The organism is Pseudomonas sp. D4002, assembly GCF_013385665.1.
In the GTDB taxonomy this organism is placed as follows: domain Bacteria; phylum Pseudomonadota; class Gammaproteobacteria; order Pseudomonadales; family Pseudomonadaceae; genus Aquipseudomonas.
The window spans coordinates 114,462-135,965 of sequence record NZ_JACAPN010000042.1 but is presented as its reverse complement, the minus strand read 5'-3'; the positions used below and the strand labels follow the sequence as shown (position 1 = coordinate 135,965).

Genomic DNA, 21,504 nt, shown 5'->3' with positions numbered 1-21,504 from the left:
TCCTGCTCAGCAAGCAACGTGCTCAGCGTGTCGCCCTCGTGAATCCACTCAAGCATCTTCCCCATAAATTCGTGCCCAACCCGGAGCGTGGGTTAAGAAAGGGCGCACCATGCTCACACTCTGAGATAACTTATGCCTACAGATTCCGCGCAGTCCACCCTGTAAATCGGGATATCATCGCGCTCTACGACTCAGATCGCACATGACTTATGGCCATCGATTTACAAGCCCTCTACCCCAAACTGATCCACCTAATGCTGGATACAGTTTTTGTGGTTGATGAGAGCGACCACATTGTTTTTGTCAGTGATGCATGTAAGACCCTGTTGGGCTACCTCCCTGATGAACTGATTGGCACCAATATCACCAGGTATATGCATCCTGAAGATTTGGATGCGACGCGAGCGTCGATTACCCGAGTCATGAATGGTCAACCTCACTTCGATTTCCGGAACCGTTACATCCGTAAGGATGGGGCAGTCGTTTACATTCTGTGGGCTGCATTCTGGTCGGAGGAGGTTGGTGCTAGGATTGGGGTGGCAAGAAACGTTACAGCTTTAGCTAAAGCCGAGGAGGAATTACGCTTCCTTGCTCATCACGATCCGCTAACGAAATTAACCAATCGGTCGCTTTTTAGTGATCGACTTATATCTGCACTGCAGAGTGCGCAGGGCAACTGTGATGAGCTAGCTTTGCTATTTTTGGATATAAATGACTTCAAGAGTATCAATGATGTCCATGGCCACGCAGCGGGGGATCGTGTTCTGTGCACTGTTGCCCAGCGTCTAAAAAGCTGTGTGCGTGAGACAGACACCGTGGCTCGCATTGGCGGCGATGAATTCACGGTGCTACTAACAGATGTCCAGTCGAGGGACACGATTTCCAAAAAGTTAGAGCAGATTCACAACGTCATGGCTGAGCCATTGGGCCCTGAGTTCGGCACACTCAAGATGCCATTGTGCAGTATTGGCGTTGCATATTATCCCGAGCACGGAAATGATGCCGATACACTGCTCACCCATTCGGATAGTGAAATGTACCGTATGAAGAGATATCGCAACTTAGAAAGTTAAGGGTGTGGCGATAGGCTGCGCTAATAAAATCATAAGAAATGACGTTGGTTTGTCTTAAGGTTTCTATATAAGGTTTGACAGCAACTCAGTGAAGATTAATGAAAATCACAGGTTCTTTTGCGCCTAACTAGACCATTCGCTGCTGTAGAGCGTCATCGTGCGAATCGCCGGTTTGGCTATCCGCCAAAAATCAGTGCATCGGGAATCTCGTAGCGTTCGATACTACCGATGCGAATCAGCGTCAGGTCGCCGGTGCGCTCGAAAATCAAAGCGAGCCCTGGATCGGTAACGATGGGCTTGCCCTCGCGAAATTGGATATAGCGCTCCTCGCCAGTCGGTAGCTCGATCCAAACGTCGGCATTGCCGGCAAGACCACGGGTCACGCGGAAAGAGCAGTCGCTGCTCGGCTGACCGAGAGCTGTCGCGCAAGGCAGCGAGCCCGTGGCATCGCTGCTGGAGGTGGCAACTTGCGGCGAGTCGGCGGCTTCGCGCAGATACTTGCCGTTAACCCAGCCCGTGAGCTTCTGTTTAGGGCCAGACTCGATTTGGCACCAACGACTGGAGCCAACCGGTTTGCAGCCCAGGTTGCGTACCCTTTCTCCGATCAATAGCGAGCCGACAATCTGCTTGCCGGCACCGGGTTCGCTGCGTACGTTGAGAGTTTGACCATTTACAAGGTTTGCGACGTCCCAATAATCGGGGCCACCAGAAAACCCGTCGGCATAGTCGGCCATGTCGCTATCCTTGGCTTGCAGAAGCTTCCTTTGAGCATCTTGAGCAACTGCACAGGTCACACCAAAGAGCGCCACAACTGCCATGACCCCGATGGTGCGCATTCTGTAATCCTTCATCTATTTGATTGGACATCTGGTCGATGAGACGACGGAAACCAGTGTAGCTCGATCAACTGAAGAAATTAGCAGGTCGAGTAGATGGCTTCGCCGGACTTTTACCGACGAGTCTCCTGGGCATGCTTTGGACTGAGCTACTAAGCCTGCAGCATCGGGAGATTTGCTATTGAGACACTGCCAAAATTGCTGCTTTCTGGTTAGTAAGTTGAGAGGCAGATTTCGTTTGCTGACTCAAGCTCACACCATCGAGTTCTTGAGGGGTTACCGTGCTCCCTTGGCCCGCCAGAATCAAGGCAAGAACCAGAAAGGTAAAGCCCACTAAAACGGGAAATGAGCCTAACCAGAATTGGAAGCGTCGGCGGCGCTGGTATGCGTCCATCTTTACTAGCCCCTGTCGGCGTTGGCGAGTATTGCTCGCTTACTTATACTTCTGAAGCTCAATGTAATTTCTCCCAACGATGATTGCCAGTCCTCAAAAAAGGGAGTGAAGCAGCGTCGCCTAGGGGGGACGCTGCAACCCTGGTTTGCGGGCGGATCGATTAAAAGCTCCGCGCTGTCATTGGACGGTTCGACCCCATTCAACGTTTGAGTGGAAGACTATTTTTGGATATGAGCAGCCACTGATTTACGAATCTCCTCCCGCGCCTCATCTGCGCTCCCCCAGCGACCCATCTTCACCCACTTGCCCGGCTCCAACGCCTTGTAGTTTTCGAAGAAGTGCTGGATCTGTGCGAGGAGTAATGCAGGGAGGTCTGAGCACTCCTTGACGTCGCTGTACATTGAGCTGAGTTTTTCATGAGGCACTGCGATCACCTTGGCATCCGCTCCGGCTTCGTCAGTCATGTACATCACACCAACCGGGCGACTGCGGATGACAACGCCAGGTGAGACGGGATAAGGGCAAACCACCAGGACGTCCAGCGGATCACCATCGTCGCTCAGCGTATTCGGGATAAACCCATAGTTGGCCGGATAGAACATCGGTGTGCTGAGGAAGCGGTCGACGAAGATCTGCCCACTTGGCTTGTCCACCTCGTACTTGATCGGCGAGTGGTTTGCAGGAATCTCGACAACGGTGAAAAAGTCATCGGGGATGGCGTTACCAGCTGGAATATCCGTGTAGCTCATGTTCATAGCTCCGAAGTTTTGGAAGGGTCTGCGCTGGAAGGCGTTTTTCCAAGAGTGCCCATCTCGATTGGCGTCTTAGTGAAAAACACCGATATTTCCTCGGAGTCCAGTCGTGTGAATAACCGTTCTGCCTCATCTTCCGTGATTGCCAAGCGAATCTCCGTGGGTTGATCCGCCAGCTCAAAAAAATGCGATGAATGCAGTTTTCCGGTGTGCCCAAACCCTTCGATTCCAGTGCAGAGCGTGGCGCCGCGTAACCCCATTTCTTTAGCCACGTCGACGATCCATTCGCCTAGCATCTTTCCCTGATAGCGACGGTTTTGTTGAGTAAAGAAAACGACCATAAAGCCTTTCATTTCTATTTCCTCAGCGAGTACCAATCATTTGGTAGGAAAGAAGCCCGGCAGCGGTCATCGCTAACGAACCTAAGACGTGCAACGAAATTGAGCCGAGCGCCCATAGCAGTCTGCCTTCCTGAATCAAGGCGACCGTTTCGGCTGAAAATGTGGAGAAGGTGGTAAGGCCGCCACAGAAACCCGTGATGATCAGGAGACGCCACTCTGGACTAAGGGTAGGAGAAGCGGCCAAGAAGGCGATGGCCAGGCCAATGATGTAACCCCCAACCATGTTCGCGACCACAGTACCTGGAGGAATCGTCGGGAACAGAGCATTCAGCTTCATGCCCAAAATCCAGCGCAACCAGGCTCCCAGTGACGCACCAATGGCAATGACGATTAATGACTTAAACACAGCAAGCTCTCCTCATCAGACCTGTGTGGTTTGACTGGTAGAGGGATGCATGAAAAGCGGGAGGGAAACAGCGGAGTAAAATCATAGCCTGTCCTAAATTGGAGGACAGGGAGGCACACCTACGCACCCTGTCCAGGGTTCACGTAGGCATCATCAGCACAAGGCGGTTTAAGGAGGAATGCCATCTCCTAACCTGAGCCTACCGCATCTGAGCAATCGGCATCAATATCCTTTTCCGGCTTCGCATCGCAGCTCCCACGAGCGCTCAAGTGACGGGTTAATTGACGGTGGTTTGACAACGTTCCATGCCGTTTCTGATGTGACTGCTTGTTTTGATGTCGAATAGCTGTAATTCCTTGATCACGAGCAGCATCTGGAACGTGTCCCTGCTGCGGGTTCGAACAAGGACTCAACAATAGTGCAATCAGAGGTGTTTGAGCCCAGGCAGGTTGACTCACAAGCGCCTGCCATGGAAAGCAGCTCAATTCGAATCTGCTGGAGTTTGGCTACTTTCAACTCTACTTCGGCCAAATGCTTCTTGACCACGGACAGTGCGTCAGCACACGGACGATCAGCATCTGCTGCGAGCGCGATTAGTTCTCGTATATCGTCGAGGGGAAATCCTAACTCACGATTCTGACGGATGAACACGAGTCTTGAACGATGCTTCTCTGTGTAGATTCGGTGCCTGCCGGTCGACCGTAGGGCCGGAGGTAAAAGGCCTATTTTCTCGTAGTAGCGAATCGTTTCAATGTGGCAACCCGTTGATTTAGACAACGCCCCGATTCCTGACATGCGAATTCCCCAAGCATTTTCTTGAACCTGTAGTGGCTACAGATATTACCCTGCTCAATCGAAAATTGAATTCACGCGTTTAAGGGCATTTCTTGGACAGAGAACAGCTAGAAAAGAACCAGATCCCCGTCTACTTCGTCGCGGTCATTGTCGCGGCTATCGGAGGCCTGCTCGCACCTAATGCCTCTCAAGCGTTAGGTGCGTTGGTGACACCAGCCATCGCTGTGCTGATGTACGCGATGTTTCTACAGATCCCATTCCTGGATCTCCGTGAAGGGCTTGCAAACAAGCGTTTCATGACGGCGCTACTGACAGCCAACTTCGTCGCCATCCCCCTGTTGGTTTGGGCGTTGACCATGGGCCTAACGGATCACCCAGCGATTTTGGTGGGTGCACTATTGGTCTTGCTGACGCCTTGTATCGACTATGTGGTGGTGTTTACCCATATCGGTAAGGGCGACTCCAAACTGACTCTGGCGGCAACGCCATTACTACTCTTGCTTCAGCTTGTGCTACTGCCCCTGTATCTGGCCTTCATGCTGGGTAATGACTCGGCGGTGGTTATATCGGTGGGCCCATTTGTTGAGGCTTTCGTAGTGCTGATTGCTTTGCCCTTGGTATTGGCGGTAGCAACAGCTGCCGGTGCAAAAAGGTCACGCGTCGTTGAGGGTTGGAACAATGCTTGGGCTTGGATGCCCGTGCCGGCTATGGCGGCTGTATTGGTCGTAGTGATCGGCTCTCAAATTTCAGCGGTGGTCAGAGACGTGGACAAGCTGCTGCCCGTCATTCCTCTCTACATTGGTTTCATGCTCTTGGCACCATTGGTTGGTGCGCTGGTTGCGCGAGCATTTAAATTGCCGGCCATCACTGCAAGATCAGTAGTGTTCAGTAGCTCGACACGGAACTCGTTGGTGGTTCTGCCCTTGGCACTTGCTTTACCCGAAGAGATCAGAGCGTTAGCTGCGGCAGCAGTCATCACCCAAACGCTGATTGAACTGGTCAGCGAGCTAATTTACATCCGGGTAATTCCCGCACTGGTATGGCGCAAACAATAGTTTTTCTCGGCCTTTCGGTGAGGTTTCTGCCCCTCTATAAGTAAGGGTGAAGAGGCGAGCCCCGCTAGTTGATCTAGATCCCCATATCTATCTCAAGTCGAACCCGCTATAGGCCAGTCATCCACCTTATCAATGTGCGAATGGCTCTGAAGTAAAAATGGCGTTAGCATTCCGTCCACTCGGCTTAAACAGCCTGTTTTTCAGATCAGGGTCGCATTGTGGAAAAGCTAAAACGCCTCGAAAGTGGAATCGAAGGGCTCGACGCTCTGCTCAAGGGCGGGCTGGTAGCAGGCGCTTCATACATAATTCAAGGGCGCCCAGGGTCTGGAAAAACGATCCTCGCCAACCAACTTGGGTTCCATCACGCGGAAAATGGAGGCCGGGTTCTGGTCGCCACGTTGCTGGCCGAATCACACGACCGTCTTTTTCAGTTCCTTTCTACTCTGAGCTTTTTCGACTCTTCCAAAGTGGGCGCCGAAATTCAGTTTGTCAGCGCATTTGACACTCTGGAAAACGAAGGTTTGGATGAGGTAGTGAAACTGCTTCGGCGCGAGATAAGCCGTCAGAAAGCCACCGTGATGGTTGTGGACGGTTTGCTCAATGCGCGCTCAAAAGCCGACTCGCACATCGACACCAAGAAATTCATTTCTGAGTTGCAAGGGCACGCTGCTTTTGCTGGATGCACGGTGCTGTTTCTCACCAGCTCCCGTCTCGACGACGGCAGCCCTGAGCACACCATGGTTGATGGCGTAATTGAAATGGGCGAGGAGCTATTTGGTACTCGGTCAGTGCGTAGAATTCAGCTTCGTAAGACTCGCGGCAGCTCCGCAATGACCGGTCTTCACGAGTGTGAAATTACCGAAAATGGTTTGGTGGTTTACCCGCGACTGGAAAGTCTCTACAGCCATCCATCCGCTCCCGATAGCGCGGATATGACGCGTATCCCCAGTGGCATTGAATCACTGGACGATATCTTAGGGGGCGGCCTGCACAGTTCGAGTGTTTCTCTCGTTATAGGCCCCTCCGGGATTGGTAAAACCACCCTTGGCCTCAAATTTCTGGCTGAGTCGACAGTGGAAGCTCCTGGCCTGCATTTTGGTTTCTACGAAAGCCCACAACGGTTGCGATTGAAAGGCCAATCACTGGGTGTCGATATCAAAGGTATGGAAGATAGCGGAGCTCTGAGCATCGCCTGGCAGCCTACTACTGAAGGCCTATTGGATGGGTTGGGTGCACGGCTGTTGAGTATCGTCGAAGAAAAGGGCATCAAGCGTTTGTTCATCGATAGCCTAAGCGGCATGACGCGAGTCACGACAAATCCAGCGCGGATTAATGACTTCTTCAGTGCTCTGATGAACGAGCTGCGATCCAGGGGCGTTACGGTATTTGCATCCTGGGAAATGCGTGATCTGTTCGGTTCAGAGGTAAGCGCGCCGAACTCTGACCTGTCCAGCATCGTCGACAACCTGATGCTGATGCGATTCTCTGAGAATCACTCTGAACTAAGCAGGACGCTTTCCATTCTTAAAGTACGAGACAACTCCTACGATCCTTCGCGATTTGAGGTCGTGATCCGTGATCAAAACGTTTTCCTGAAAAAGGCTTCAAGACATGAACCTTCAGTCCCCACTGAGACATCGCCCGGTTCAAAATCTTAAGCCTTTGTGCGGGTTGAATTAAAATGACCACCATCTTGGTCGTCGACGACGAGTATTTGATCGCTGACATTCTCAGTTTCGCACTGGAGGATGAGGGGTTCATGGTGGTGACGGCCAGCAACGGTCAGAAAGGGCTTGAGGTGCTCGATAGAGAGCGGCCAGCCTTGATCATTACTGACTTTATGATGCCGGTGATGGACGGCCTAGAATTCGCTACAGCCGTCCGAGCGCTTCCCTCCGCCCAGCATTTGCCGATCATCTTGATGAGCGGTGCTCAGGCCCATATCGGCATGGAAAGATCGGATCTGTTTGATGCAGTTTTGGCAAAGCCATTCAACATCGACTTGATCATTGCCGAAGTTAAAAAACTACTAGCCTCTGATTAGTAAGTGCCCCATGTGCATACCCAGAGCAACCTCAAGCCGGGCTCCCTTCTAGCCCGGCGGCAGCTTAGCGACTGGGATGAGCGCAATAGCTCATCTTCAACATAAGCGGCGTAAGTGTTAAGCGTATGGCCAATACAGCTTGTGCGATCAACGTTCTGATCCGTAGATGTTAGAATCAGTGGCAAGTCTGACCTAACGCGGGCGCGCATTGGGCGTTTTGGGACGTCAACCTTGGATAACCAGACGGGCCGGAAGGTGCAGTAATGTTTCTTAGTCTTGAAGTTCGCAGCTATGAGAGGGAAGACCGTCACCACCACCACGAGCATGCTCAATTGGTACTGCCAATTCGTGGCGAAATGGAAATTGACGTAAACGGTCGCGGCGGCTGCATTGATCAGTCATTGGCAGCGCTTGTGAAACCTGGCTCGATCCATTCGCAGCAGACTAACCTCGATAGCCGTTTTTTAGTTTTGGACTGTGCGCCCACGATTATGGAAACGCTCCAGATCGAGCGTCTTGCTCAGAAAATATATGTGCCCATTTCCCCCGCTACTCGTCGGCTTATAGAGTTCGCTGAGCTAATCGGCAATGCACAATTGTCCATCGCGGCCTCGCAATTGGGGCCTCTGCTTTTGTCGTCTCTAAATCCGGATATCTCCCGCTTTCCAGACCCCATGAAGCTGTTGATCGCTCGTATTCAGGCGGATCCTGGAGCGAACTGGAGCAATGAAAGCATGGCTCAAGTAGCAAAAATGAGCATGAGTCAGATGCACCAACGTTTCCGGCTAATGTTCGAGATGAGTCCGCAAGCTTGGTTGACTGATTTACGCCTGCAAGAAGCTCAACGATGGTTGCGTGGAACCTCATTGACCATATCCGAGATTGCCTTGCGTGCCGGCTTTTGCGACCAGGCATCGCTGACCCGTGCCATGCAGCGCGTGAGGGCCACGACCCCGGCGGTTTTTCGTAAAACGCAAAAACAGTCTGGGTAAAAAATCCCGTAGTTACCGACAATACTCCCCGAATCAGTTGCTCCAGACTTTACCCATAACGCTTTGGAGCGCGGATGAAATGTTTGCTGATCGATTACTGCTAAAGGGCATTGTCTACGGAGTTTGCGCGGGCCTGTGTTGGGGAGTGATCTTCCTCGGCCCCCAGCTCACCCCGGGGCTGAGCGGCCTGCAATTCGCCGTTCTGAGATTTCTCTGCTACGGCGCGATTTCGGTGGCCTTGCTTATGCCCCGCTGGAGGCGCGTTTGCGCCAATCTCACTATCGCCGACTGGAAGTCACTCTTCTGGCTTAGCCTGATTGGGAACCTCATTTACTACACGCTAGTGGGCACCGGTGTGCAGTTGGTTGGCATTGCCACAACGTCTCTGATCGTCGGACTCATTCCGGTGTTCGTCACGCTGGCAGGTCGTCATGACGTCAACGCTATTTCTTTGCGCAAGCTCACTCCCTCTCTGTTCTGCGCTGTGGGCGGGGTCGTGCTCATCAGCTGGCACGCACTGATCAACGGCGACAAGCCAGACATACTGACAATCGTCGCCGGAATTCTATGCGCAGCGGGCGCGTTAGTGACATGGAGTTGGTTCGCAGTGAGCAACGCTCGGCGGCTGGCTCAAGTAGTCAGCGTTTCCGCCCATGACTGGGCACTGCTGACAGGGGTCATGACTGGCGCTCAGTCACTGCTTTTGGCGGTACCTGTCCTGGGCTGGCAGGTCGGAACGCATGGCAACTCCGAATGGCTACACTTTGTCATGGTAGCCGGTGGCGTAGCGTTTTTATCTTCGGTTGTGGGTAATGCGTGCTGGAATCAGGCGAGCCGACTTCTACCACTGGCACTAAGCGGACAAGTGCTCGTGATTGAGACGTTAGCGGCGCTGGTTTTTGGATTTCTATGGGAGCATCGGCTGCCCGACTCATATGAAATTGCGGCGATTGCACTTCTGGTCTTCGGTGTCGTGTGGTGTCTGAATTGTCATCGTACTCCCCGTCACTCTCCGGCTGTTTAACTCGTACAGAGACGCTACAGCAACAGGAATACTGAATACCCCTACCCGCAGCGTTGAAGCCACTTATAACAACCTTGGAGGTAGAGCGAACCTGGGCGCGGCTACATCGACTTTACTGAGACGACGTCCACATACTTGTACTTCTTCCTAGCGGCTTTCACGGCCTCTTGCTCAGCAAGCAACGAGCTCAACGTATCAGCCTCGTGAATCAACTCGGTCATTTTTCCCTCAAATTCGTTTCCAACCCGGAGAGTGACCTTCAGCCTAGGCGTAAAAGCTTTTGCCGCGTTCTTCTTCACCAAGGGAACTGCTGCTGGCTTTGTAGGAACTACTTCTGGCACATGCTCCTGTACTTGAGGAGCAGACACCTGCTCTTCGGGCTGAGGTGTACCGAATAACGCGCGACGCATTTCTTCTTCAGTGAGTTCCGAGTTCATAGAGAATCTCAAAAGGGGCGGTAATCAGCTCGACGAATTCTACTAGGATGGCTGCTCCAGCGTGACCACTCGAAGCATGTATGAATCCCGCCGTGTGCTCCCCTGCTGGCCGATGCGCGAATTTTTCCGCAGGCCAGACATTGGATCCCAGCCCAACATCACGGCTATTCCCGAAATCAGAGGAGCAGAATTCGCAGAGCAATCGACAGTCTATCATTCAAGACTTGACCCCATTGATCAGGGCGCTGATGCATGAACTCACTCTGGATCGCACTTGCCATTTTCACGTGCCTAGTTGCTGCCTCGCTTCTAATGATGCATTGGTATCCTAGGCTGGCGGCCCACCACCGTGATGACGACACGAACACCGTCATTCGATTGGTCGCCAACATTTTTGTAGTTATGACTTCGCTGGTCTTTGGTTTGATGATCAACTCTGCCAAGAACACCTTTGAGTCCATTGACGCAAACTTCCATGGGTATGCAACCAGCCTGATAATTTTTGACCGGACGCTCCGAGGCTATGGAGATGCGACGCAAGAAACGCGCAACCGTCTGATCACCTATCTTGAGCGCGCTATCGCGAACCCGTATCGAGGGGACGAGGCATTGCAGCATCGCAACAGCGAAGCAGCTAAATACCTGGATGAAATAGGTAAGTCTTTGACTAGCGTTAAGCCCCCGGATCGCTTTCATGAAACTATGCTCCAGGATATCCGTCAGCAATACCATTCGCTCATTGAGCAACGCTGGAGAATCGTCGAACAATCGGAGGGAGCGATTCCGGGCCCTTTAATCGGGATGCTAGCCGCTTGGTTGACACTGATCTTCGCGAGTTTCGGATACCGCGCGCCGCGTAACTCGATGGTAATTGGAATGTTCATAATCTCATCATTGCTCATCGCCGCTTCTATTTACCTCGTTTTGGACATGGATGTGCCGTTCCACGGCCCTATCCAGATATCCGATGAGCCCCTGCGTAGAGCGCTTGCCGTCATGCAGCTCTAAGCATTTCGTTTAAGCACTTACGTGCAAATCAAAGCTTTTGACCATGAGGCGGACGTCGACCTTGAATCGCTGCCGACCTGTTCCAGCCTGTCAATGGCTGGATGAAAAGACGAGAGATCTAGCGCACCTATTCTTAAAGAGTCTCCGTTCACTTGGAGTTCTTGCTACACCCGCCTTAATAGGAGCCAAAACCCCAAGTAACGTATTCATCGTATGAGTTAATAATCCTTCTTCATTCCAACATATATTTGGTGTAACTTCACAATACTAATTACTTAGGAGGTTTCCATGTCCAAGCTCGCAGAATTCCGCCAACTCGAAAAACACCTCGCCGAACAGCTCCAAGCTCTCGAAGCCCTCAAGGGTGATGCAGGCCTCAAGAAAGAAATCGAATTCGAAACGAAGCTGCGCGATTTGCTCGCAAAATATGGCTACAGCCTCAAGGACGTAATCAATCTGCTTGATCCACATGCAGGTCGTCGTGCTCCAGCCGTTGAGTCCAAAGTTGGCAGCCGTAGACCTCGCACCTTAAAAGTCTATAAAAATCCTCACACCGGCGAAGTCGTTGAAACCAAGGGCGGCAATCACAAAACGCTGAAAGAGTGGAAAGCAGGACATGGCTCCGCGACAGTTGAGTCTTGGCTGGCCAAGTGATTTTTGGTTTGATTACAAATAAGGGCCCCATCAGGGCCCTTTTTTCTGAAGCTCCACCTATGTAATCACGCTCTACCCCTGCCCAATGACAGGTGATAGCGCTGATTTCTCACCGGTAAATTATTTTTTCCCTACAGATGCTCTGACTTGAAAGACTCACGAAAGCTCCTGCGATTATCTTCAGGAGCTGTGCCTCTGCTATCTTGTTAAAACCTCTAATCGCTCATTCGAGCGATTTCCGTAAGCACGCTTTACGGCACCGTCACAACGGTCAGGTTCGCGAGTTAACGGGAAATGAATCAATGGATACCCCGCCTTTAGACCGTCCGCCTATCCATCCCCAAACTCGAGCTGAGAAGCTTGTCGAGTTTCGCCGGCAGCAAACCGTACTCAAGGCTGGCGCGCTTCAAGACGCGATCTTCAACAGTGCCTACTTTTCCAGTATTGCGACCGATGAAAAAGGCGTCATTCAGATCTTCAATGTCGGCGCCGAGCGCATGCTCGGATACCTTTCCGAAGATGTGATCAACAAAATCACCCCGGCAGACATTTCCGATCCTGCCGAATTGATTACTCGAGCAGCAGCATTAAGCCAAGAACTTAAAACTCCAATCACACCTGGTTTTGAGGCCCTTGTATTCAAGGCTTCTCGGGGTATTGAGGACATTTACGAGTTGACCTACATCCGTAAGGATGGAAGCCGGCTGTCGGCGATGGTGTCGGTCACCTCTTTGCGTGATAGCAGCGAAACCATCATTGGTTATCTGCTGATCGGGACTGATAACACCGCAAGGAAGCAGGAGGAAGCCGCCCAGGCTTTGCTGGATCAGCGCTTGAGAGATCAGCAGTTTTATACGCGCTCGTTGATCGAGTCGAACATCGACGCCCTGATGATGACTGATCCGCAAGGCATTATTTCTGACGTGAACAAACAAATGATGGCGCTCACAGGCCGTACCAGGGATGAACTGATTGGTGCTCCGTGCAAAAACTTTTTCACAGATCCTGCTAGTGCCGAAGCCGCAATCAAGCGAGTTTTGAGTGAAAACAAAGTCAGCGACTACGAGCTTACCGTTCGCGCTTACAACGGCACTGAAACCGTTGTTTCTTACAACGCTGCGACATTTCATGATCGTGATCGCAAGCTGCAGGGCGTGTTTGCTGCTGCGCGGGATGTCACCGAGCGCAAACGCTTTGAGCGTACTTTGGAAGAGAAAAATATCGAGCTGGAACACGCCAGTCATATGAAGTCCGAGTTCTTGGCCACCATGTCGCATGAACTGCGCACGCCGCTAAACGCCGTCATCGGTTTCTCCGAAGCGCTTAAGGATGGAATGGTCGGAGACATGACCGAGACTCAGCGCGAGTATATCAACGATATTTTCAACAGCGGCCAACATTTGCTTTCTTTGATCAATGACATCCTCGACTTGTCCAAAGTGGAAGCCGGAATGATGGAGCTGGAACTGGAGCCCGTCGAACTTCAAAGCGTGCTCAGCAACAGTTTATTGATCGTGCGCGAGAAAGCCGCACTGCAAAGCATTCAGCTGAAACTTGAGACTGATGGCGATCTCGGCAGCATTGAACTTGATCTGCGTAAGACCAAGCAGATCGTCTACAACTTGTTGGCCAACGCGGTGAAGTTCAGTGCGCCGGGCGGGGTTGTCACATTGGCGGTGCGACAGGTTTTGCGTGAGGAAGTAGGGGTGCTGGGAGGAGACTGGCCGGTGCATGCTTTCCAGATTCCAGAAAGCGATTTTGAGTTGTTTTTGGAGTTGAGTGTCAGTGACACCGGCATCGGTATCGCTGAGAGCAATATGGACAAATTGTTCAGGGCTTTCAGTCAAATCGACAGCAGTCTGGCACGTAGATTTGAAGGCACCGGTTTAGGGTTGGCAATGGTTAAGCAGCTGACTGAACTCCACGGCGGAAGTGTTGCGGTGGCCAGCCTTGAAGGGGCGGGCGCTCGATTTGTGGCGTGGTTACCTATCCGAAGTTCGACCCATGTGGAGGCGCCGTGGCCGAGATCCTGATCGTCGAAGACAACGCCGCGAATATGCGCTTGGCTAGGTTGCTCCTGACCAGTGCCGGCCATAGCGTCATATGCGCGGCTGATGCCGAAACCGGTCTGAAGCTTGCTCGCGAACTTCAGCCGGCCCTGATTCTCATGGACATCCAATTACCGGGAATGGACGGTCTCAAAGCCACCTCATTGCTAAAAAGTGACGAGCTGACTGCCGCTATTCCGGTGATTGCGCTCACCGCTATGGCCATGAAAGAGGACGAAGAAAAAACACGTCTGGCAGGGTGTAACGCCTACATCATCAAACCTCTGCGCTACAAGGAGCTCTACCGGGTCATCGACACGTTGCTGCAAAACAATCTGCCTCAACAGCCCTCTATGTGAGCTCCCTTCATGTCTATAACCGCTGCCACGTTGTTAATCGTCGATGACGAACCCCTAGTCCGCAAGCTACTAAAAATGCTGTTGGAAGATCAGGGGTACCTTACGCTGACGGCGTCTTCGGGTGAGGAGGCGCTTTCCATTGTTGAGCTGCAACCGCCTGACTTAATCCTGCTAGACATAATGATGCCCGGCATGGACGGCTATGAAGTAGCACGTAAATTGAAGTCCGATAAGAGCATGGCCAACATCCCGATCATCATGTTGTCTGCACTTGGTGAGCACAGCGCTCGAATTCTGGGTTTGGAAGCTGGCGCCGAGGACTTCCTCAACAAGCCAGTAGAAAGTGCAGAGCTGTGGTTGAGAGTTCGAAATCTGCTAAGGCTCAAGGCATTTGGAGATTATCTGAAAAGCCACAACCTGATGCTGGAAGAACAACTCCAACAACGCACCATAGACCTTGAGCGATTTCGCTCGGCTATGGATGCGTCTGGCGATGCCATATTTCTGATCAATCGCAGTAGCATGCGGCTGATTGAATTTAACCGACACGCTTGCCAGGTGATGGGTTATTCCGTCGAAGAGCTTTTGCGCAAAACACCTGCCGACCTTAGCGATAACACTATCGAGCAGTTGGAGATCATGTATGACCAGATCATAGCTGGTCGAAGCCCAATCGAGCCTATAGAAACGCGCATTCGCTGCAAAGATGGCAGCTACATCCCGGTAGAAATGCACCGTGAAGCTTATAAAACTGGCGACGATTGGATCATCGTTGGCATTGCGCGAGACATCTCCCGACGCAAGGAGACCGATCAGCGTCTGCTAAAAATGGCGCATTACGACAGTCTGACTGGGCTGCCCAATCGCAATCTCTTCTTTACGACTTTGCAAATGGGGCTGACCCAAGCATTGCTCAGTAACTGGCAATTGGCCGTAGTGACCGTTGACCTGGACGACTTCAACAACGTTAACGAGACGTGGGGGCATCTGGTGGGCGATCAGATGCTGACTGAGCTAGGTCAGCGACTGACTAACTGCCTGAACGTGAGTGACACCGTAGGGCGCATGGACGGTGACGAATTTGCGTTGATATTGATGATTCGTGAGGGGCAAGCGGATCCTCTGCAAACAGTAGAGCGGGTGCGTGAAAAGTTACGTGAGCCTTTTCACCTTGCCGGGCAGTTGACAGCGATGACCGCAAGTATCGGTATCGCTCTATACCCGAATGACGGAGACGATGCTCACGGATTGATCAAGCACGCGAATACTGCAATGCATCGCGCCAAAAAGATCGGCAGAGACACATACCGTTTCTACACGACACAAATGAATGTGGAGGCATCCGCGCGTCAAGCAATGGAGGCTGCTTTACGTGATGCAGTCGAGCAACACGCATTTGAGCTGTATTACCAACCCAAGATTGATTTGGCCGACGGTACTGTTTGCGGACTGGAGGCCTTGTTACGTTGGCCACGCCCAGGGCTGCCCAATGTCTCGCCAGCAGTATTCGTTCCTATCCTGGAAAACCTGGGGCTGATTACCCAAGTCGGCAAATGGGTCATCACGTCAGTCTGCAAGCAAATCGCCGATTGGCAAACCGCAGGGGAGAAGCCATTCCGAGTGGCGGTCAACGTTTCGGGCCAGCAGATAATCGAAGGAGATCTAATCGCCAGCATCCAGCAGGTGCTGGTTGACCATCAGGTCGATCCGCATTGGCTAGAGATCGAGCTAACGGAAAGCTCTCTGATGGAAAACACTTCGCACACCATCGCCAGTTTGAAAACGTTGCAACAAATGGGCATCAAGGTTTCCATAGATGACTTTGGCACCGGGTATTCAAGCCTTGCGTATCTGCGACGATTTCCCATCGACAAACTCAAGATTGACATCGCGTTTATACGCGAAGTGACGAGCAATCCCCAAGACGCCGCCATTGCTAAGACGATTATTGAATTGGCGCACAGTCTCGGCCTACAAGTGATAGCAGAAGGCGTCGAGACCGTTGAACAGCTTGCATTTCTTACGGAAAATGGCTGTGATCAGGTGCAAGGTTACCTGTTCAGTAGGCCACTGCCGATTAGTGAGTTGGATGAACTTCTGCGTGAACGAATCTGTTTTACTTGATCTTTGAAAGCTTTTGGGGCGTTTGATCGTCGTTGATATGGCGTTGATTCCTGGCGGCCCTTTTTCACATGAAAGGTGCCTGCCAAATCCCGAAGTCAGGAAGGTTATGCGGGGTTGATCCCTGAGTCGATTCGACCTAACGCTTTCAGGTATAAGGACACGGTTGTCCCCTTGTCAGGTGCTGTATTTACCCTAACTGTGCCCCCAGCGTTTTCTGCAAACTCACGCACTTGAGAGAGTCCCAAGCCGGTGCCTTTTCCTCTTTCCTTTGTCGTGAAAAATGGCTCAAAAATTTTAGCCGCAAGATCGGTGGGTATGCCCGTTCCACTGTCACTTACGCTGAGCACTACGTAATTGCCTCCAGTCAGTGAAACGTCATCCTCTACATAAACAAGACGTGTTGAAATGCGAACAGTACCTGCTGTCGCAAGCGCGTCTCTTGCATTCGTTAGAAGGTTTAGCACCGCTGCATTCAGCTGGTCTTCCTCACACATCACGATTGTGTTTGGAGCCGACAAGTCGAAAGCCAACTCGACACTTTCGGTCGCTGTGCGAAGCAATACATCACGCATTCCTTCAAGCCGAGCATTGACGTCTATGCAGACGACATTCGGGCCGTCCAGCCGAACGCTGCGCAGCAAGTGACTGACTAGCTGGCGTCCTTGGTCTACAGCCTGCAAACCGGTATCGCTGAACTGTTCAACATCGCCCGGTCGCCTGGCTCGCAAGCGAATCATTTGCAAACTTGCGCTTAACGCCTGAAGGATATTGTTGAAGTCGTGAGCGATACTCGCAGTGACCATACCCAGTGAGGAAATGCGCCTCGCATGATGCAATGATTCTTCTGTCAGTTTATTCAGCGCCTTCGCCTGGGAGAGTTCCTTCTCCAGAATCTCTGCTCGGTGCTCACGTTGATGTTTGAGCAGGCGTAATTGCAATAACGAAGCGGTCTGCCTAGCCAACGCCAACAAAGCCGTTCGCTGCTGTTCTGTCAATGTTCTCGGCTTTGTGTCGATCACGCAAACTGTGCCAAGTGCATGCCCCGAATCGTCAATGATCGGAGCTCCCGCATAAAAGCGAATATAGGGCGGGCCAAGCACCAGCGCGCTGTTTTGAAATCGCGAGTCCAATTTGGCGTCTTCCACAATCAACACGTCAGCGGGAGCCAGGATCGCATGGGCGCAAAAAGCCAAATCGCGATGGGTTTCCTTCACATCCAATCCGACGCAAGCCTTGAACCACTGACGCTCTCTATCGACCAGCGAAACAAGCGCGACAGGCACCTCACACCAAGTGCTTGCCAGCATCACAATGTCGTCGAAATCTGGCTCCGGAGCGGAGTCCAGTATCCGTAGATGCTCCAGTGAAAGGGCTCTTTCATCCTCGTTTGGTGGAAAGGGTGCAGGACTGTGAGGCATCTGAGTACGCATCGTTATGGGGTGTTTGGCGATGATGCTATTTTGATTGCTGAGACAGCAAGGGATTGTTTCCACCGCAGCCAAAAGCATTTTATGAGTGAGGGATCTCTCCTTCGTTTCTTCAGGTCACGGCGCGCCAAAAAAATTTTGACGTCAACTTTTCTTTAAAGAATAGATTTCATGCCTTCATCTGATGGTGCAATTGCATTATACGGCATAGTGCATTTAGGCTAGAGGCGAACGTATATCCAATTGCCATACTCAGACTGGATAAGGCACATCGCCTTGCTCCTATAACTGATAAAGGCCGTCTTTATGACCACTGTCTATGAAACGAATCGTTCGTTATTCCGCGTGTCCTGGAGTTCGGTATTGGCCGGTAGCGCGATTGCACTGGTGACGTACGTAGTGCTGAGCGTTTTAGGGACTGCTATCGGTGCTAGCGCAGTGTCCCCGATGGAAGCCGGTAACCCGCTCAGCGGTTTCGGTACTGGTGCTGGAATCTGGTTGTTCGTTTCTACTCTAGTGGCGATCGGAGTCGGAGCTTTCGTTTCTGGCAGGACGGCCCCCGATCGTGGCGGCTTACACGGCTTACTAACTTGGACAGTCACAACCTTACTAACGACTTGGCTGTTGGCTGGTTTGGCCGCAAGCGTGGTGGGTACTGCAGGCTCCGTTATTGGCAAAGGGGTGTCGACTGCGGGTAGCGGCATCGCAGCTGCAGCGCCTGGTATTGGTGATAGCGTAAAGAAGCAACTGAACGAACAAGGGGTACAGCTCGACTGGAATAGCCTTCAGGGTGAACTGGATACCCTGCTTCAGCAGAGTGGCAAACCTGAGTTGGCTCCAGAGAACGTGGAGCAAAAAGCTGATCAAGCTGCCGCTGACGGCAAGCAATCAGCGTCCAATGCAGCTACTAATCCTGCTCAGGCAGGTGAACAGTTGAAGCAGTGGTTCGAGCGCGTAAAAGCCTCCGGTGAGCCGGCGCTCAACGCTGCTGATAAAGAGGCTTTGGTCAATATTGTTGCTGCCCGCACCGGCAAGAGTAAGGAGGAGGCAACTCAGATCGTTGATAACTACGCTCAGGCTTATCAGCAAGCAATGCAGAAATTTGAAGAGTTGAAACAGCAAGCTGAGCAAAAGGCTCGTGAGGCTGGGGAGATTGCTGCCAAGCAAATTTCGCGCGCGGCATGGAGCACATTGGCGATGCTTCTGTTGGGGGCGGCTCTGAGCTTCTTTGTTGGTCGCATGGCTCTGACCAGCCGTCGTATCCCTTCGGCTTGATATACAAAGAGGGGAAGGGCGACAAGGATGTCGTTTCTGCTGCTTTTCTTGTGGGACGCAGGTAAAGCTCGATTACTGGATAATCACTGCTCGTTAAACACATCATGATCGGGGTTATTGAGTCGGCTGATTCAAGGCCGATCAGCGACAGTAACGTGAGTGGAATGGCGCTTTACGGAGCGCCATTTTTTTGGGCTTTACTGACGAGTGGTCGTCATTAAAAGTGGAACTTCAAATCGCACCCACCGGTCAATTTTAATGTCCAGATAGGACACCTATTCCTAACGGGAGAAAACCCATGAGTGGCACTTCAGACAAAATAAAAGGCCTGGCCAACGAAGCAGTCGGCAACGTGAAACAAGGCGTCGGCAAGGTCACCGGCAATGAGAAGCTGCAGGTCGAAGGCAAGATTCAAGAAAAGAAAGGTGAAGCTCAGCAAGTTGTCGGCAAAGTCAAAGACGCAGTCGACAAGTAATAGCGGATGTTCTATTCCCGTCAGACCGCGATGAAAAGTTCAGATCTTCTTTCTCGCTAAACAGGCGCCTCCAATCGAAGCGCCTTTTTCAATTTACTTACGACAAAGCTGCGTTATAACCAGGCTTTGATTTGCGCACAAACGGCTGCCGTTGAGATGCCATATCGGTCGTGCAGAGTGGGTAGCGCACCAGCGTCCAGGAATGCGTCGGGTAAAGCGATTTGCTGGAAGGTTGGCGTCACTCCATTTCGCAGAAGTAATCCGGCAACGGCCTCGCCGAGTCCACCGATAATCGAGCTGTTTTCGGCTGTCACCACTAGGCGTCCGGACTTGCGGGCTTCGGCCAAGATGGTCTGTTCATCCAGCGGCTTGATGGTTGGTACGTGCAGCACTGCAACATCAATCCCATCCGACTGAAGCTGTTTTGCCGCTTCCAACGAACGCATCGTCATTAGCCCCGTAGAGATGATCAGGACGTCGTTACCAGTGCGCAGAGTCTTGGCTTTACCGATCTCGAATTTGTAGCCGTACTCGTCCAGCACCAACGGGACATTGCCACGCAGTAAGCGCATGTAGACCGGGCCTTGATGCGCAGCGATTGCGGGCACGGCCTGCTCGATTTCCAGCGCGTCGCACGGGTCGACAATCATCAGGTTGGGCATTGCGCGGAAGATCGCCAAGTCATCGGTAGCCTGGTGGCTTGGGCCATATCCGGTGGTGAGGCCGGGCAAACCGCAGACGATTTTGACGTTAAGGTTTTCTTCCGCGATGGCCATGCAAATGAAGTCATACGCGCGGCGAGATGCGAACACGGCATAGGTGGTGGCGAAGGGTACGAAACCTTCCCGCGCCATGCCTGCCGCAGCGCTCATCAGCAATTGTTCGGCCATGCCCATTTGATAAAAGCGATCCGGGTGTGCCTTGGCAAAGATGTGCAGGTCGGTGTACTTGGACAGGTCAGCGGAAAGACCGACGATGTCCGAGCGCTGATCAGCCAATGCAGCCAATGCGTGTCCGAATGGGGCCGATTTCGTCGCTTGGCCTTCAGAGGCAATGGAGGCGATCATCGCCGAAGTAGTCAGGCGTTTTTTGATTGGCTCGCCAGTTGAAGTCGGAGTGTTAGCGGCGTTGCTCATTGGTCTTTTCCTTCTTCAAGGTTGCTCAGTGCCAGATCCCACTCGTGTTCTTCCACGCGGATGAAGTGGGTCTTCTCGCGGTTTTCCAGGAACGGCACGCCTTTGCCCATTTTTGTGTCGCAGATAATCACGCGCGGTTGGGCGGCTGAGTGGTTGCGCGCGGCATCGAAGGCGGCGACGAGCGCGTCAAGATCATTGCCATCGACGCGCTGGGTGAACCAGCCAAACGCCTGCCATCGATCGACGATGGGTTCGAATGACAGAATTTCACTGGAGTAGCCGTCGGCTTGCTGGTTGTTGACGTCGACGATGGCGATCAGGTTGTCGAGTTTCCAGTGCGAGGCCGACATCACCGCTTCCCAGGTCGAGCCTTCATTCAGCTCGCCGTCCGACAGCAGGTTGTATACGAAGGAGGATGAACCCTTACGCTTGAGGCCCAAGCAGGCACCGACCGCGATACCCAATCCCTGACCCAGCGATCCACCGGTGATCTCCATGCCCGGGGTGTAGGCGGCCATGCCCGACATCGGCAAACGGCTGTCATCCGAACCATAGGTTTCCAGCTCATCGAGCGGGATGATTTCGGCTTCGATCAAGGCCGCGTACAGCGCAATCGCGTAGTGACCGATGGAGAGATAGAAGCGGTCTCGCTTTTCCCATTCAGGATCTTCTGGCCGATGGTTCATGGCATGGAAGTAGGAGACTGCCAGCAGGTCGGCAGCACCGAGCGCCTGACCAACATAGCCCTGTCCTTGTACTTGGCCCATTCGCAGCGCATGGCGGCGGATATTGTGTGCGCGTTCAACCAGGGTCGTGGATGAAGCGAGTGAAAGATTGGTAGTCATGGTG

General features: G+C 52.4%; 22 protein-coding genes and 1 riboswitch. Of the genes, 13 read left to right on the top strand and 9 right to left on the bottom strand.

The features are described 5' to 3' along the window. Positions 1 to 209 precede the first annotated feature (209 nt). The gene (locus HX824_RS26345) at positions 210 to 1,073 is read left to right on the top strand and encodes a sensor domain-containing diguanylate cyclase (protein ID WP_177055474.1); all 864 of its coding nucleotides are present in this window, start codon (positions 210 to 212) and stop codon (positions 1,071 to 1,073) included. 176 nt (positions 1,074 to 1,249) lie between these two features. Here HX824_RS26345 and HX824_RS26340 read toward each other — a convergent pair whose 3' ends face one another. The 5 genes from HX824_RS26340 to HX824_RS26320 all read right to left on the bottom strand — a co-directional run bounded on the left by HX824_RS26340 (position 1,250) and on the right by HX824_RS26320 (position 4,597). After that, positions 1,250 to 1,909, bottom strand: a complete 660-nt coding sequence (locus HX824_RS26340; RefSeq protein WP_177055472.1) for an SH3 domain-containing protein — start codon at positions 1,907 to 1,909, stop codon at positions 1,250 to 1,252. A gap of 612 nt (positions 1,910 to 2,521) precedes the next feature. Then, on the bottom strand, positions 2,522 to 3,052 hold the full coding sequence (gene ppa / locus HX824_RS26335; protein WP_177055470.1) for an inorganic diphosphatase: 531 nt from the start codon (positions 3,050 to 3,052) through the stop codon (positions 2,522 to 2,524). Between the two features lie 2 nt (positions 3,053 to 3,054). Beyond that, positions 3,055 to 3,408, bottom strand: coding sequence for a DUF190 domain-containing protein (locus tag HX824_RS26330; protein WP_177055469.1), 354 nt, complete (start codon positions 3,406 to 3,408; stop codon positions 3,055 to 3,057). A 10-nt stretch (positions 3,409 to 3,418) separates the two neighbouring features. Continuing rightward, positions 3,419 to 3,802: a fluoride efflux transporter CrcB gene (gene crcB, locus HX824_RS26325; protein WP_168224321.1), complete on the bottom strand. Its 384-nt coding sequence runs from the start codon at positions 3,800 to 3,802 to the stop codon at positions 3,419 to 3,421. Between the two features lie 137 nt (positions 3,803 to 3,939). Further along, positions 3,940 to 4,000, bottom strand: a riboswitch (Fluoride riboswitch). A 162-nt stretch (positions 4,001 to 4,162) separates the two neighbouring features. Further along, positions 4,163 to 4,597 (bottom strand): helix-turn-helix domain-containing protein, encoded by a 435-nt coding sequence (locus HX824_RS26320; protein WP_104911081.1) that lies wholly within the window; start codon positions 4,595 to 4,597, stop codon positions 4,163 to 4,165. Between the two features lie 92 nt (positions 4,598 to 4,689). Here HX824_RS26320 and HX824_RS26315 point away from each other — a divergent pair, with 92 nt between their 5' ends. The 5 genes from HX824_RS26315 (at position 4,690) to HX824_RS26295 (ending at position 9,712) form a co-directional block, all read left to right on the top strand. After that, complete coding sequence (locus HX824_RS26315) at positions 4,690 to 5,652, top strand: arsenic resistance protein (RefSeq protein WP_177055468.1); 963 nt, start codon at positions 4,690 to 4,692, stop codon at positions 5,650 to 5,652. Positions 5,653 to 5,867: 215 nt separating this feature from the next. Next, positions 5,868 to 7,310, top strand: a complete 1,443-nt coding sequence (locus HX824_RS26310) for an ATPase domain-containing protein (RefSeq protein WP_177055518.1) — start codon at positions 5,868 to 5,870, stop codon at positions 7,308 to 7,310. Positions 7,311 to 7,333: 23 nt separating this feature from the next. Continuing rightward, positions 7,334 to 7,696, top strand: a complete 363-nt coding sequence (locus HX824_RS26305; protein WP_053123225.1) for a response regulator — start codon at positions 7,334 to 7,336, stop codon at positions 7,694 to 7,696. A gap of 263 nt (positions 7,697 to 7,959) precedes the next feature. After that, a complete protein-coding gene (locus tag HX824_RS26300; RefSeq protein ID WP_177055467.1) occupies positions 7,960 to 8,688 on the top strand; it encodes an AraC family transcriptional regulator in 729 nt (242 codons plus the stop codon). A 79-nt stretch (positions 8,689 to 8,767) separates the two neighbouring features. Then, positions 8,768 to 9,712 carry a DMT family transporter gene (locus HX824_RS26295; RefSeq protein ID WP_177055466.1) on the top strand — a complete coding sequence of 315 codons (945 nt, stop codon included), beginning with the start codon at positions 8,768 to 8,770 and terminating at the stop codon, positions 9,710 to 9,712. A 101-nt stretch (positions 9,713 to 9,813) separates the two neighbouring features. On the opposite strand, the gene HX824_RS26290 is transcribed toward HX824_RS26295, so the two are convergent. Further along, positions 9,814 to 10,149 carry a hypothetical protein gene (locus HX824_RS26290; RefSeq protein WP_177055465.1) on the bottom strand — a complete coding sequence of 112 codons (336 nt, stop codon included), beginning with the start codon at positions 10,147 to 10,149 and terminating at the stop codon, positions 9,814 to 9,816. A 252-nt stretch (positions 10,150 to 10,401) separates the two neighbouring features. On the opposite strand from HX824_RS26290, the gene HX824_RS26285 reads away from it, so the two are divergent. The 5 genes from HX824_RS26285 (at position 10,402) to HX824_RS26265 (ending at position 16,342) form a co-directional block, all read left to right on the top strand. Beyond that, positions 10,402 to 11,157 (top strand): hypothetical protein, encoded by a 756-nt coding sequence (locus tag HX824_RS26285; RefSeq protein WP_177055464.1) that lies wholly within the window; start codon positions 10,402 to 10,404, stop codon positions 11,155 to 11,157. A 288-nt stretch (positions 11,158 to 11,445) separates the two neighbouring features. After that, positions 11,446 to 11,811, top strand: a complete 366-nt coding sequence (locus HX824_RS26280) for a histone-like nucleoid-structuring protein, MvaT/MvaU family (protein ID WP_177055463.1) — start codon at positions 11,446 to 11,448, stop codon at positions 11,809 to 11,811. 302 nt (positions 11,812 to 12,113) lie between these two features. Continuing rightward, on the top strand, positions 12,114 to 13,844 hold the full coding sequence (locus tag HX824_RS26275) for a PAS domain S-box protein (protein ID WP_177055461.1): 1,731 nt from the start codon (positions 12,114 to 12,116) through the stop codon (positions 13,842 to 13,844). After that, positions 13,829 to 14,218, top strand: a complete 390-nt coding sequence (locus HX824_RS26270; protein ID WP_122722118.1) for a response regulator — start codon at positions 13,829 to 13,831, stop codon at positions 14,216 to 14,218. The genes HX824_RS26275 and HX824_RS26270 overlap by 16 nt, the downstream gene beginning before the upstream one ends. Positions 14,219 to 14,227: 9 nt before the next feature. Then, positions 14,228 to 16,342: an EAL domain-containing protein gene (locus tag HX824_RS26265; RefSeq protein WP_177055459.1), complete on the top strand. Its 2,115-nt coding sequence runs from the start codon at positions 14,228 to 14,230 to the stop codon at positions 16,340 to 16,342. Positions 16,343 to 16,446: 104 nt separating this feature from the next. On the opposite strand, the gene HX824_RS26260 is transcribed toward HX824_RS26265, so the two are convergent. Further along, complete coding sequence (locus HX824_RS26260) at positions 16,447 to 17,760, bottom strand: sensor histidine kinase (protein WP_122595990.1); 1,314 nt, start codon at positions 17,758 to 17,760, stop codon at positions 16,447 to 16,449. Between the two features lie 315 nt (positions 17,761 to 18,075). On the opposite strand from HX824_RS26260, the gene HX824_RS26255 reads away from it, so the two are divergent. Continuing rightward, the gene (locus HX824_RS26255) at positions 18,076 to 19,044 is read left to right on the top strand and encodes a hypothetical protein (RefSeq protein ID WP_177055458.1); all 969 of its coding nucleotides are present in this window, start codon (positions 18,076 to 18,078) and stop codon (positions 19,042 to 19,044) included. 298 nt (positions 19,045 to 19,342) lie between these two features. Further along, on the top strand, positions 19,343 to 19,519 hold the full coding sequence (locus HX824_RS26250) for a CsbD family protein (RefSeq protein ID WP_177055456.1): 177 nt from the start codon (positions 19,343 to 19,345) through the stop codon (positions 19,517 to 19,519). 113 nt (positions 19,520 to 19,632) lie between these two features. Here HX824_RS26250 and HX824_RS26245 read toward each other — a convergent pair whose 3' ends face one another. Then, a complete protein-coding gene (locus HX824_RS26245; RefSeq protein ID WP_177055454.1) occupies positions 19,633 to 20,655 on the bottom strand; it encodes a transketolase family protein in 1,023 nt (340 codons plus the stop codon). Continuing rightward, positions 20,652 to 21,500 carry a transketolase gene (locus HX824_RS26240; protein ID WP_177055452.1) on the bottom strand — a complete coding sequence of 283 codons (849 nt, stop codon included), beginning with the start codon at positions 21,498 to 21,500 and terminating at the stop codon, positions 20,652 to 20,654. The genes HX824_RS26245 and HX824_RS26240 overlap by 4 nt, the downstream gene beginning before the upstream one ends. Positions 21,501 to 21,504 lie beyond the last annotated feature (4 nt).